This is a genomic window from Sodalis sp. (in: enterobacteria) (assembly GCF_047607725.1).
In the GTDB taxonomy this organism is placed as follows: domain Bacteria; phylum Pseudomonadota; class Gammaproteobacteria; order Enterobacterales; family Enterobacteriaceae; genus JBLKSS01.
This window is the reverse complement of the sequence record NZ_JBLKSS010000010.1, coordinates 22,888-36,438: the sequence shown is the minus strand read 5'-3', so window position 1 is coordinate 36,438 and position 13,551 is coordinate 22,888. Positions and strand designations below refer to the sequence as shown.

Sequence of the window (13,551 nt, the reverse complement as noted above, 5' to 3'; positions counted from 1 at the left end):
CACTATCACAAACTTCAGAACCACTAATTTCATATCACTCAAACCGGGATGGAAATAAAAGTTATTAAAATCAATACAATGTGAAAATGCAATGAGCATAAGCGTGTAACGTAGGTTTACTGTCTCGTACAACAAACCCACCAATAATTCAAGACGTCCTCCACGGGGCGCTTACCTGGAATGGGTGATCGGAAAATATCGGAATAACTGATCGGATGTCGCCGGAACAGATGATCGGATACGTCGGAATCTGCACTTAGCAAGCATCAGGGCAAAGTGGTGCGCCTGCACACCAACGGCGACGTGCCGGAGGATAATCCGTTTGTGCATCAGGAAAACGCGCGGCCGGAAATCTGGACCTACGGCCACCGCAACCCGCAAGGGCTGGCCATGAATCCCTGGACCGGCGATATGTGGGAAAATGAACACGGCCCGCGCGGCGGTGACGAAATTAACATCCTGCATAAAGGCGCCAATTACGGCTGGCCGATCGCCACTTATGGCATCAATTATTCCGGGTTGAAGATCCCCGAGGCGCGCGGCGACATCGTCGAGGGAACCGATCAGCCGGTCTGGTTCTGGCAACATTCACCGGCGGTAAGCGGAATGGCGTTTTATCAAAGCGAGCGCTTTCCCGCCAGGCGCCATTCGCTGTTCATCGGCGCGCTAAAAACCAAGGCGCTGTTGCGCCTAAGCCTGAAGGGAAATGATGTGGTGTCGGAGCAGCGCTTGCTAACGGATCGCGCCGAGCGTATCCACCCCGGCCCCGACGGTTACCTCTATGTGCTGACCGATGATCGCAACGGTAAGCTGTTGCGGGTGGGCCTGGAGGAGGACTAAACCGCGCGTCGGCTTCAACTGAGCGGCAGCATGACCCGCTGTTTATAGGCCGTTCGCTCGCACAACGCCTGATACCAGGCCTCCAGCCGTGGGCGGGGTTGCCGCTCGGTGGCCAGATTGAACCAGTTATAGGCCAGGCACCCGAGAGGAATATCGCCAATGCCGAAGGCGTCGCCAGCGAACCACGGCTGCTTCTCCAGCGCGCCGTCGGCGATGGCGAACAGCTTCTCACAGGCCGCGATACCGCGCTCGATGGCCTCCGGGTCGCGCCGTTTAGCGGGTGTGTGCACCAGGCTGACAAACAGCGGCTGCAGCGCGCGGGGGCCAGTAAAGACAACGTCCAGTCCATCCATTTTTCATTGCGCGCCCGCTCCGCGGCATCGCTTAGCAGCCAGACATCCTGACCGTAACGAGCGGCAAGGTAGCGTACAATGGTATTGGATTCCCACACGACTAAATCGTATTCATCATCCTGCAGGCAGGGAACCAGCACGTTGGGATTCAGCGACAAGAAGGGCGCATCCTGATTTTTACCGTATTGGCCCCCCGCCGGAATAAAATTAAACACCAGCTGCAGCTCCGCCGCGCACCAGAGTACCTTTTTGACGTTGACCGAATTCTCACGACCCCAAATCGTTAACATAACGCCTCCACAGCGAAATGATGATTGTTACGCTTTTCCTATCGGCCATAGCGGTGGGTGGGCAGCGTTCAGCAATGCACCCTGCCCAAGCCGCGGCGCCGACGGCCGCGCGCCAATAGCCAGTAAACAGTGCAGACGGCGCGGGCGGGCTCTTGGACGCTACGCAGGTGACGATGTCTCGTCCGGCGCGGGGATGCCACCGGCTTGACTGATTATGTATATTTGAAATCTATTTGATTTAAAATAAAGTTATTTGTTAATAATTATTCTACTGTGACGTATTAGCGGCGTTAAATCAATTGCCCGTGCCGAAAGGTATTTTTTTCCCCTGCGCTGCGCGGGCGCTGAAAAAATTGACAATAAAAGGGCTGATAGACGCGCGCCAATGCGGCAAAGTTAAACGGTTTCGATTAGAGTAGATTTGCTAGAACATGATATAGACATGCGCGCGGCCCCTCGCCGGCCATGCGCGCAACATCCGCCATCGGATTACACGCGGTGACTCTTATTGAATGGATACTCTGGCCTCGTCATGATGAAACCTGTTTTCAGCACTCAACGTTATGCCCTCGCTTTGGGCACCTTACTGGTCCTCGCCATCCCCGCCGTCCACGCCGCTGAGGCTCCGCCTGCCGCGCCAGAAATCAACGCCCGCGCGTATATCCTGATGGATTACCAAAGCGGCAAGGTGCTGGCGGAAGCCAATGCCGATCAGCGCCTTGACCCCGCGAGCCTCACCAAAATCATGTCCAGCTATGTCATCGGGCAGGCGATGAAGGCCGGCAAAATTCATCCGGCGGACAAAGTGACGATCGGTAAAGACGCCTGGGCCACCGGCAATCCGGTTCTGCGCGGCTCGTCGCTGATGTTCCTGAAACCGGGCGAACAGGTAACGGTCGATGATCTCAATAAAGGGATTGTTATCCAGTCCGGCAATGACGCCAGCATCGCGCTGGCGGACCACGGTGCCGGCAGCCAGGACGCGTTTGTCAGCCTGATGAATCAGTACGCCGCGGCGCTGGGGCTGAAGAACACCCATTTTCTGGCGGTACACGGCCTCGATGCGAAAGGGCAGTACAGCACCGCGCGGGACATGGCCATTCTCAGCCAGGTGCTTATTCGCAATGCGCCGGACGACTACGCGCTGCACAAAGAGAAAGAGTTCACCTACAACAAAATCAAACAGCCTAACCGTAATCGTCTGTTGTGGAGCGGTAATCTGGCCGTCGACGGCGTGAAAACCGGTTATACCAGCGGCGCCGGTCACAATCTGGTGGCGTCGGCTACCGATAACGGCATACGGCTCATTTCCGTGGTGCTGGGCGCCCCGACCGATGGCATTCGCTTTCGCGAAAGTGAGAAGTTGCTGACCTGGGCATTCCGGTTTTATGAAACCGTGATTCCTATTCCGAAAGACCGCCCGTTTACCCAGCAGCGGGTGTGGTTTGGCGATCGCAGTCAGGTGAATTTGGGCGTCGCGCAGGATGCGGGCGATTACCTTGCCGAAAGGGCAATTGAAAAACCTGAAGGTGTCCTTCACGCTGGCCTCCCCGCATCTGGAAGCGCCGCTGGCCAAGGATCAGGTGGTGGGCACCATCAATTTCAGTCTGGATGGCAATGTCATTGAGCAGCGCCCGCTGGTGGTGATGGAGGAGGTGAAGAAAGGCGGCATTTTCCGCACGCTGTGGGACTGGATCCTATTGAAGATCCACGGTTTGTTTAGCTAAACCCCGCCAGGGCCGGTGCGGTCTGCCCGCGCCGGCACCGCCGCGGGCGCTCACCGTTAGCGCCCGTCGGCTGATATGGCCGGCGTTTTGCCGTCGGACAGTGTTGCCACCCCGAACAGACATCGCCGGCGGAACGCCTCACATGAGCTTATAGATGGTCGCGGTCAGCGCGCCGAGCCCAATCGCCCAAACGAAATAATTGCTCGCCAATCCACGATAGCGCGCCATGGCGGGCACTTTGTTAATAGCGTACATCGGCATTAAGAACAGCAGCATGGCGATAACCGGGCCGCCCAAGGTTTCAATCATCCCGAGAATGCTCGGGTTGATGGTGGCGACCAGCCAAGCGGTCAAGAGCATGAATACGGCGGTTACCTTGCCCATTGCGCCAGCGGAAATTTCCTTGCCGCGGGCGCGCAAGGCCGAGGTCACCAGTCCGCTAAACCCTTCACTGGCGCCGAGATAGTGCCCCAGAAAGGATTTGGCGATGGCGACAAAAGCGATAATCGGCCCCAGCGAGGCGATAAAAGGATTATCAAAATGGTTGGCTAGATAGGACAGCATGGAAATATTTTGCTCTTTAGCCTCCTGCATGTTTTCCGGCGAAAGGCTTAAAGCGCAGCTAAAAACGAAAAACATCACGGTCAGCACCATCATCACATGGCTACAGGCCAGGATGCGGGAGCATTTCGATTCGGCCCCCACGCCATATTCTTCGCGTTTGGACATGGCAAATGACGAGATGATAGGGGAATGATTAAACGAAAACACCATGACCGGCACCGCTAGCCACAGGGTGCTAAGCAGCCCGCCGCCGTCGGCCTGCGGCTGCACCAGCGGCGCATGGAATATCGCGCCGCTCCAGTACGGGATTAAATAGAACGACAAAAACACCAGCACCGCGACGAAAGGGAACACCAGCACGCTCATCGACTTAACGATAATGTCCTTGCCGAGCCAGATAATCATCATCAGCCCCACTATCAACAGCAACGCCAGCAAAGCCCGCGGCGGCGCGCTGTAGCCGAGCTGATGCACGATGAAACTCTCGACGGTATTGGTGATGGCGACACTGTAGACCAGCAGGATCGGATAGATGGCGAAGAAATACAGCAGCGTAATAAGGTTACCCATGCGGTTACCGAAATGCTCCTTCACCACATCGGTAATGTCGTTGCATTTACCGTTGCCCGATAGCACGAACCGCGTCATGCCCCGGTGGGCGAAAAAGGTCATGGGAAAAGCGATAAGCGCCATGATAAGCAGCGGCAGCAGCCCGCCGATACCCGCATTGATGGGCAGGAACAAAACGCCGGCGCCGATAGCCGTGCCATAAAGTCCCAACATCCATACCGTATCGGTTTTGCGCCAGGCCGCGTCGGACGGGATAGCCCGCGCGGGGGAAGCTTTTGTTATGTCCATAAATTCTCCGAATAAAACGCAAAGGCTGATGGGCAATAAATGCTAGCCGCTGCCGTTACTCTGTTTTGAATAATTATATTGAGGTGGTTCAATTATCCGTCGTGGATTTATCGAAAATCTTCGGGGGAATAATAATGTGTTTATTTGTCACTTCCAGCGTTAATGCCATTTTTTTTGACGCCGGTCGAATATTTAATTGCAATAACCGATTATGGCATAATATTCTCTGGCGTGAGTCAATTAATGAGCGGATGCATTGGCGTTCATGATATAAAGGTTTAAAGGTAGTGATTATATTTCAATAGGTTAAAATTTAGTTCTCTCTTTCTCTTCTCTAGGTTATTTTTTGTTAATTGCGTGCGTTACATGTAAAATTTACGTGTCGGGAAGGGTGATTAAATAATGATCATAACGGGACGTTATTCCGGGAAATATATCACGTGATGGAATTACACCCAAGTTGTGATGATAAATTGCGCAAGAAGTGCAATAGCGCATGGAATGGGTTGCTTTGTTTTGTCGATAAAACCCCGTACGGGGTCGTAATTGATGGATTTGCCCCTGTGACGCTACCGTTTGGCGCATTTTGCTGGCGACGGCGTCTCTATCGTTGTAACGCAAACCGATATTGCGGCCAAGGGATTAGCGGCGGCGAGGGTGATAAAAAGGATAGGGGCGAAGCAAAATAAAAAACCCGAGCGTCTTGAACCCTAGTAGGCGGGACGCTCGGGCTCCTCAAAATGGGGACATCAAAGAAAAGCAGTGGCATAAAGTAGGACCGGGAGGCGAGGCAAAAGTTCTGCCGCCGCGAGAAATAATTTTTTACTCTCCATAAAGCCGCCAGCGTGTCGGCGGTCCTGGTCCGGCCATCATCGTCCCCTTAAACCGGCCGCCATCGCCCTAAGCCTGTCAGCGGAAATCTCACCAGACCCACGTCGCCCTAGCGGCCCGGCCGCTATCGGCATAACCCGCTCAGAGGCCGACGCTTACGGAACTTCGCCTCCACGGCGTCTGGCGGCTGCCGCACTCCTTGCTTACAGAAGGTGACTTAACCTGATTGGCGGTTATGGCCGTACCGCGATGGGATCTCACCTTGCCCCGCGCGCTTATTATCCTGTCTCGGTTGACCGCCAATGTATTAAGAAAATTTCCGAAAATTGCGCTCACCGGCGCGAAAGTCCCTCAGAACCGATGACAGTCTGTTAACCAGTAAATAACCCCAGACGGCGTCGCCGGAAAAAATAGCGCAGGCGTTGATGGCGCTGGGCCGTCGGGTTAATGGGCGAAAAGTTCAATCCTTTTATCGTGTTGGCAGGATGATGCGCTGTCATCACCGCGATTGACGCCCGCGCCCGGCAACAAATCACTAACACTTTCGCAGCGCGCCGTAACAAAAATATGACCTGACGCACCGGAATGTGTAACCGATATTTTACCTGCAACGCCTTGATATAGTTGAAGTTAACCGTTAAATTTACTTGACCAATTTCACCGGCGGCCAGGCTTGCCTGACCTCCCGCGACGTTACATGCTGCGACGCGCACATAGGCACATGAATACCAAAAGTCAGACGGGCTTAACGGCCGTCTGCCGGGATTTCTGCCCCAGTACACCCGGGGGCGCTTGCTTTTTTACACCGGGAAACGGGCATTATTGCCGCCATCGTGGCGGGTATCTATGAGGGAGGTAACCATGGCGATTCATCGGTATAACACAGGCATTGCGGTCAGCTCGCTGGTTTTTGTGCTTATTTTTATCAGTCAAAAAACCGCTCTGGTGTCCTTGGCCGGAGACGGCCACGGCGGGCAATTCGGCCTGCTGCTGTTTATCCTGCCCGGTATTCTCGGCGCGCTGCTGGCGGGCAACAATAAGCTGGTTTACCCGTCGCTGGCCGCGGCGTTCTGTTGGCTGCTGTTCAATATCTGCGTCACGACCGGCTACAGCCTGTGGCATCAACTGACCTATCTGCTGAGCGCCGTGTTTTGGTGCGGTTTTGGCGCGCTGGGCTGCTGCTTCGCCGGAATGCGATGCACCATCCGGCGCATTAAAGCGCCGGATGCAACCACGGCGTGGCGGCGACGTCCCACCGGGCCAAAGCACCCGCAGGCGGGCGGTAGCCGGCGTCAGGACGGGTACAGGCTCAGATTTTCCTTGGCATAGGCTTCAAAATCGGTGCAGCCGCCAATATGAATCTGATCGACAAAAATTTGCGGCACCGTTTCCACCAGTTTGCCGACGGTTTTGGACAGATCGGCCTTGGAGATGCCTTCGGCGTGGATATCAACATAACGGTAGGTGAAGTCATCCCGTTCCACGGTCAGTTTTTCAGCCAACGTTTTAGCGCGTACACAATAAGGATAACCCGGACGCCCGAAAATGACTGCAAACATAACCACTCCTCTTACATGAACGAATATCGAAACGGCAAGCGCGGCGCGCGCTGCTATTTTGCCACGATTCACTATGCCTGCCCCGACGGGTAAAAAAAAGCAGAAATTACCTCTCGCTTTCATGGCCGTAGCCAATCTTGGGCGCCAACGGGGCGTGAGCCGCTTGCGCAACGCTGCTCTGAGGCTGCCCCAGGCGCCGCCCGAATCTTTTCTCGACCCCCGCCGGCGGGGGGATTATGATGTCGCCAACGAGATATTTTGGCTGGATAAAGTGTGAAACTAGCCATTCTCTCCCGCGATGGGACCCTCTTCTCCTGCCGCCGGCTGCGCGAAGCCGCTCAGGCCAGAGGCCATAAGGTCGACATTATCGATCCGCTTTCCTGTTATATGAATATCAATAGCGCGGCCCCTTCGATTCATTATCGCGGCCGGCGGCTTAAGTATTACGATGCCGTAATTCCGTGTATCGGTCCCTTGACGACCTTTTACGGCACCGCGGTGCTACGCCAGTTCGAGATGCTGGGCAGCTATGCCCTGAACGAATCCGCCACCATCACTCGCTCACGCGACAAACTGCACTCGCTTCAGCTGCTGGCGCGCCAGGGCATTGACCTGCCAATTGCCGGCTTTGCTGACTCCCCAGACGATACCGGCGATTTGATAACGATGGTGGGGGGCGCGCCGCTGGTGGTCAAACTGGTGGAGGGGACGCAGGGGATAGGCGTGGTGCTGGCGGAGACCCGACAGGCGGCGGAAAGCCTCATCGACGCGTTTCACGGCCTGAAAGCGCAGTTTATGGTGCAGGAATTTGTCTCCGAAGCCGATGGGCGTGATGTCCGCTGCCTGGTGATAGGCGATAAAGTCGTGGCGGCGATTGAGCGCCAGGCCAAAGCGGGCGATTTTCGTTCCAATCTGTATCGCGGCGGCAGCGCGCGGCCGGTTATCATCAGCGAGGCGGAGCGGGCGATGGCGATCCGCGCGGCGACGACGCTGGGTCTGAACATCGCCGGCGTGGATATCCTGCGCGCAAAGCGGGGGCCGTTGATCATGGAGGTGAATGCGTCACCGGGACTGGAAGGCATAGAAACCGCGAGCGATCTCGATATCGCCACCCTGATGATCGCCTTTATTGAAGCCCGTCTCGCCGCTCGACCCTGCCGGTAAGCTAAAATAACCTGTTTTTCGGATAAAACCGGCGCGCGGGGCGGTGGCGGCGCTGCTTGCCTTGGGATTGCTTAAAAATCAATCGCTTGTTCCCCGGCCAACGCCGTCAGCGGCGGCCGGATTTGCCGCGTCGTCGCCAATCTCGGGTAAGGGAAGGTGAAATTGCTGCATTTGACCATAGCGCTACTATTTATTATTCCGTAAGCTATGCCCCGTTTCATACTAGAGAAGAGGTTGGCCTTATATGGATTCACTTGTCGTACCGGATCTGGATATCCTGAGGCGCTGGCTGGAGAAGCTGAATTTGTCATTCTATGAATGTGACTCTTGCCAGGCGTTGCACTTGCCACATATGCAAAATTTCGACGGCATTTTTGATGCCAAGGTCGATCTGGTTGACAATGTCATCTTGTTTTCCGCCATGGCGGAGGTACGGCCGACGGCCCTTATCGCACTGGTGGGGGATTTGAGCCAGATCAACGCCAGTTCGCTGACGGTGAAAGCGTTCATCGATATTCAGGACGATAACCTGCCCAAACTTGTGGCCTGCCAGGCCCTGGTCAGCGCCGCCGGGGTGACCCTCGACCAGTTTCGCCACTTTATGCAGCAGGCGGAGGAGCAGATTTCCATGCTGATTATGGAGGCGCGCGCCAACGATCTGTTATTTATGGGCGAAGAGGACGACACCGACGCCCATGCCCCTTCAACGCCGGTGATTCATTAAGCCGCCTCTTTGCCGCAGCGCCCGGCATGCGTCCTGATTTACCGCGTTCAGGCCGATCGCCACATCTGCCGCGTCTTGCATCGCCGCATCCTCACCGGCGATGCCCGGCCCGCCTCCTGGCCCATGGCCACGCCGCCACCGCCAAGGTGTTATCCTGCCAATCGCTAGCGCTGTATGCCTTTATACTGCATAAGGGTTATTATTCGCTATTTTATTTGCCTTTCGCCGGTCGGACACGCCCGAAAATGCGGAGAAATGCATAATTAATCATTTAAAATCGTTTTTTACGCCGAATGCTGGCGATCGGCTCTGCGGGCGCCTGACGCGGGAGGTTACCGCGTGCAACCGCGGCGCTGTCTCGCGCAAGAAACCGGCCGTTGTGGGGCGGGTTTACCGCACGGGCCACCCTTGAATGCCGGGATCGCGCTTATTGCCAATCAGCGGGATCGGGGCAGCGACATTAACGCCGCCTTTAGATGAAGGTTTTAGGGAGGAAGTAACGGATGTTCACCCAACGTCAAACATGGCTTACCGGTGCGATTGCCGGCTAACTGATGGCCGTTTCCGCGTCTGCGTTCGCGGAGCAGAAAACGCTGCACGTGTATAACTGGTCGGACTATATCGGGCCGAATACGGTGCCTGATTTTGAAAAGAAAACCGGCATCAAGGTGGTTTATGACGTTTTCGATTCCAATGAGGTGTTGGAAGGGAAACTCATGGCCGGCAGCACCGGCTTCGATATCGTCGTGCCCTCCGCCAGTTTCCTGGAGCGCCAAGCTGTCGGCCGGGGTATTCCAGCCTCTGGATAAGAGCAAACTGCCCAATTACAAAAACCTCGACCCGGAGCTGCTCAAGCTCATCAGCCGCCACGATCCCGATAATAAATATGCCGTTCCCTACATGTGGGCTACCACCGGCATCGGCTATAACGTCGACAAGGTGAAGGCGGTGCTGGGCAAAGATGCGCCGGTTAACAGCTGGGACCTGGTGCTCAAGCAGGAAAACCTGGAGAAGCTGAAAAGTTGCGGCGTCTCGTTCCTCGACGCACCTTCCGAGATTTACGCGACGGTGCTTAACTACTTGGGTAAAGATCCCAACAGCGACAGTGCTGCCGATTACACCGGGCCGGCCACCGATTTGCTGCTGAAACTGCGCCCGAGCATTCGCTACTTCCACTCCTCGCAGTACATTAACGACCTGGCCAACGGAGATATTTGCGTCGCCATCGGCTGGGCAGGCGATGTTATGCAGGCCGCCAACCGGGCCAAGGAAGCGAAAAACGGCGTCAATATCGCCTATTCGATTCCGAAAGAGGGGGCGCTGGAGTTCTTTGACGTGCTGGCCATCCCGGCGGACGCCAAAAATCTCGATGAAGCCTACCAGTTATTAACTATCTACTGGAGCCGCAGGTCATTGTCGACGCCAGTAATCAGATTTTCTACGCTAACGGCAATAAGGCGGCCACGGCGCTGGTGAACCCGGAAGTGCGTGACAACCCAGGTATTTACCCGCCGGCGGAGGTGCGCGCCAAGCTGTTTACGTTGAAAGTGCAGCCGCCGAAAATCGACCGTGTAATTACCCGTTCCTGGACGAAAGTAAAAAGCGGCAAATAACCCGGCGAATTACGCTACGCTTACCTTAACCGACAGGCGGCTCACCCCCGCCTGTTATGCTTTGTTCGCGGCAATGCGCCGGCCGAGCCGGTCCGCTGCCCCCGCCGATACCGGAGAGTGATGTTAGTGAACGATGCTATACCCCGTCCGCCATCCAACAGCACCCGCAAAATGGTGACGCCTTTGCTGGAAATCCGCAATCTGACCAAGAGCTTTGACGGGCAGATGGCGGTGGATGATGTCAGTCTGACTATCTATAAAGGGGAAATGTTCTCCCTGTTGGGGGCTTCCGGCTGCGGCAAATCCACTTTGTTGCGGATGCTGGCGGGTTTCGAGACTCCGACCCACGGCGCCATTGTCCTCTATGGCCAGGACCTCTCCCATACGCCGCCCTATCAACGACCCATCAATATGATGTTCTAGTCCTATGCACTGTTCCCCCACATGACGGTGGAGCAAAATATCGCCTTCGGCCTGAAACAGGACAAGCTGCCGCGCGCGGAAATTAAACCGCGGGTGGATGAGATGCTGGCGATGGTGTATATGCAGGAATACACGGCGCGCAAACCCCATCAGCTGTCCGGCGGCCGGCGCCATGGTCACTCACGATCAGGAAGAAGCGATGACCATGGCGGGCCGTATCGCCATCATGAACCGCGGCAAGTTTGTGCAAATCGGCGAGCCGGAGGAAATTTATGAACATCCAAACAGCCAGTTCAGCGCCGAATTCATCGGCTCGGTAAATATGTACGAGGGGTTGCTTAAAGCGCGTTCCGACAACGCGCTGATATTGCAAAGCCCGGGGCTGCTATCTCCGCTGCGGGTGAATACCGATGTCTCGGTGGTGGATGGCGTGCCGGTTCTCGTGGCGCTGCTGCCGGAAAAAATCATGTTGTGCGAGGGCGCGCCGGCGGACGGCTGCAACTTCGCCGTCGGGGAAGTTATCAATATCGCCTACTTGGGGGATTTGTCCATTTACCACGTCCGCCTTAACAGTGGGCAGATTATCAGCGCCCAGCTGACCAATGCCCACCGTTACCGCAAGGGCGCGCCCACCTGGGGCGACCAGGTAAACCTGTGCTGGGACGCGGACAGCTGTATTGTGCTTACCGTATAGGGGAGGGGAAATGTATGTCCAACGCCAACCCTAAATCGCCGACCGATGGCGCGCGGCGCGTGGTGATCCCTGGCCTGTTGACGCGCTTGCAGATGGCCCACGGCCGCAAGGCGGTGATTCTCCTGCCGTACCTGTGGCTGCTGCTGCTGTTTATGCTGCCGTTTTTGATTGTCTTTAAAATCAGCCTGGCCGAAATGGCGCGCGCCATTCCGCCCTATACCGATCTGGTTACCTGGCTGGACGGCACGCTGACCGTTTCGCTTAATCTCGCCAATTTCATGCAGCTGCTGGACGATCCGCTCTACATCGAAGCCTATCTGCAATCCCTTCAGGTCGTGGCGGTATCGACCTTCTTTTGCCTGCTGTTGGGCTATCCCATGGCTTGGGCGGTGGCGCACAGCCGGGCATCGACCCGTAATATTTTGCTGCTGCTGGTGATTTTGCCGTCCTAGACGTCGTTTCTGATTCGGGTATATGCCTGGATGGACATTTTGAAAAATAACGGTGTGCTGAATAATGTGTTGATGTGGCTTGGGGTTATCGACGAGCCGCTGGTCATTTTGCACACCAACCTGGCGGTGTATATCGGCGTGGTGTACGCCTATTTACCCTTTATGATCCTGCCTATCTATACCGCGCTGACCCGACTGGATTATTCGCTGGTGGAAGCTTCGCTGGATCTGGGCGCGCGGCCGCTGAAAAGCTTTTTCCAGGTCATTGTGCCGCTCACCAAAGGCGGCATTATCGCCGGTTCGATGCTGGTCTTCATTCCGGCGGTGGGGGAATATGTAATCCCCGAGCTGCTCGGCGGGCCCGACAGTATCATGATTGGACGGATTTTGTGGCAGGAGTTCTTCAATAACCGCGATTGGCCGGTAGCCTCGGCGGTGGCGGTGGCGGTGGCGGTGGCGGTGGCGGTGGCGGTGGCGGTGGCGGTGGCGGTGGCGGTGGCGGTGGCGGTGGCGGTGGCGGTGGCGGTGGTGATGCTGGTGCTGCTGATAGCGCTTATCATGTGGTTCCATAAACATCAGAACAAAGCCATGGGGGATCAGCGATGAATCAGTTACCGATGTCCGTTCGCCCTGGCGTATCGTGATCTTGCTGGTGGGCTACACCTTTCTCTACGCGCCGATGCTGATGCTGGTGATTTATTCCTTCAACAGCTCGCGGCTGGTCACGGTCTGGGCCGGCTGGTCCACCCAGTGCTACCACGTGCTGGTGCATGACGACGCGATGATTAACGCCGTGACGCTAAGTATGACCCTGGCGGCGTCGACGGCCACCATGGCGGCGGTGCTGGGGACCCTGGCGGCGGTGGTGATCGTCCGCTTCGGCCGCTTTCGTGGCGCCGGCGGGTTTGCCTTTATGCTGACCGCGCCGCTGGTGATGCCGGACGTGATAACCGGTCTGTCCCTGCTGCTGCTGTTTGTGGCACTGGGGCACGCGATAGGCTGGCCCGCCGAGCGCGGTATGTTTACTATCTGGCTGGCGCATGTCACCTTTTGCACCGCGTATGTGGCGGTGGTGGTGAACTCGCGCCTGTGCGAGCTGGATCAGTCGATTGAAGAAGCGGCGATGGATTTGGGCGCGACCCCGGTGAAAGTGTTTTTCATCATTACGCTGCCGATGATCGCCCCGGCCAGCATCTCCGGCTGGCTCCTGGCGTTTACCCTGTCCCTTGACGATTTGGTTATCGCCAGTTTCGTCGCCGGTCCCGGCTCCACTACGCTGCCGATGCTAGTTTTCTCCAGCGTGCGCATGGGGGTCAATCCGGAGATTAATGCCTTGGCAACGCTCATCCTGGCGGTGGTGGGCGTGATAAGCCTTATCGCCTGGTGGCTGATGTCCCGGAAGGAAAAACAGCATCAGCGCGATCGTCAGCGCGCCGCGCGTGGCTGATAAACGGAATCG

The 13,551-nt window shown here is 56.3% G+C and carries 5 protein-coding genes and 7 pseudogenes; 9 read left to right on the top strand and 3 right to left on the bottom strand.

Going from position 1 to position 13,551, the window contains the following annotated elements; genetic code table 11:
* Positions 1-255: 255 nt before the first annotated feature.
* Positions 256-840: pseudogene (locus ACMX3H_RS01200) on the top strand (PQQ-dependent sugar dehydrogenase); the annotation flags it as partial.
* A 14-nt stretch (positions 841-854) separates the two neighbouring features.
* Here the strand turns inward: ACMX3H_RS01200 and ACMX3H_RS01195 are convergent.
* Positions 855-1,483 (bottom strand): annotated as a pseudogene (locus ACMX3H_RS01195) (glutathione S-transferase).
* Positions 1,484-2,015: 532 nt separating this feature from the next.
* Between ACMX3H_RS01195 and ACMX3H_RS01190 the strand changes: the two are divergent.
* Positions 2,016-3,210, top strand: a pseudogene (locus tag ACMX3H_RS01190) (serine hydrolase).
* A gap of 138 nt (positions 3,211-3,348) precedes the next feature.
* On the opposite strand, the gene ACMX3H_RS01185 reads toward ACMX3H_RS01190, so the two are convergent.
* On the bottom strand, positions 3,349-4,632 hold the full coding sequence (locus ACMX3H_RS01185; protein WP_415209487.1) for an HAAAP family serine/threonine permease: 1,284 nt from the start codon (positions 4,630-4,632) through the stop codon (positions 3,349-3,351).
* Positions 4,633-6,324: 1,692 nt separating this feature from the next.
* Between ACMX3H_RS01185 and ACMX3H_RS01180 the strand changes: the two genes are divergently transcribed.
* Complete coding sequence (locus tag ACMX3H_RS01180) at positions 6,325-6,792, top strand: inner membrane protein YbjM (protein ID WP_415209486.1); 468 nt, start codon at positions 6,325-6,327, stop codon at positions 6,790-6,792.
* On the opposite strand, the gene ACMX3H_RS01175 is transcribed toward ACMX3H_RS01180, so the two are convergent.
* Positions 6,756-7,022, bottom strand: a complete 267-nt coding sequence (locus ACMX3H_RS01175; protein ID WP_415209485.1) for a GrxA family glutaredoxin — start codon at positions 7,020-7,022, stop codon at positions 6,756-6,758. The genes ACMX3H_RS01180 and ACMX3H_RS01175 overlap by 37 nt on opposite strands.
* Positions 7,023-7,295: 273 nt before the next feature.
* Here ACMX3H_RS01175 and rimK point away from each other — a divergent pair, with 273 nt between their 5' ends.
* From rimK to potI, 6 genes and pseudogenes are all read left to right on the top strand, one after another.
* On the top strand, positions 7,296-8,186 hold the full coding sequence (gene rimK, locus ACMX3H_RS01170) for a 30S ribosomal protein S6--L-glutamate ligase (RefSeq protein ID WP_415209484.1): 891 nt from the start codon (positions 7,296-7,298) through the stop codon (positions 8,184-8,186).
* Positions 8,187-8,430: 244 nt separating this feature from the next.
* Positions 8,431-8,910, top strand: a complete 480-nt coding sequence (locus ACMX3H_RS01165) for a YbjN domain-containing protein (protein WP_415209483.1) — start codon at positions 8,431-8,433, stop codon at positions 8,908-8,910.
* 554 nt (positions 8,911-9,464) lie between these two features.
* A pseudogene (gene potF, locus ACMX3H_RS01160) lies at positions 9,465-10,523 on the top strand (spermidine/putrescine ABC transporter substrate-binding protein PotF).
* Positions 10,524-10,649: 126 nt separating this feature from the next.
* Positions 10,650-11,640 (top strand): annotated as a pseudogene (locus ACMX3H_RS01155) (ATP-binding cassette domain-containing protein).
* 92 nt (positions 11,641-11,732) lie between these two features.
* Positions 11,733-12,698, top strand: a pseudogene (gene potH / locus ACMX3H_RS01150) (putrescine ABC transporter permease PotH).
* Positions 12,695-13,539 (top strand): annotated as a pseudogene (potI, locus tag ACMX3H_RS01145) (putrescine ABC transporter permease PotI). The pseudogenes potH and potI overlap by 4 nt, the downstream one beginning before the upstream one ends.
* Positions 13,540-13,551: the final 12 nt, after the last annotated feature.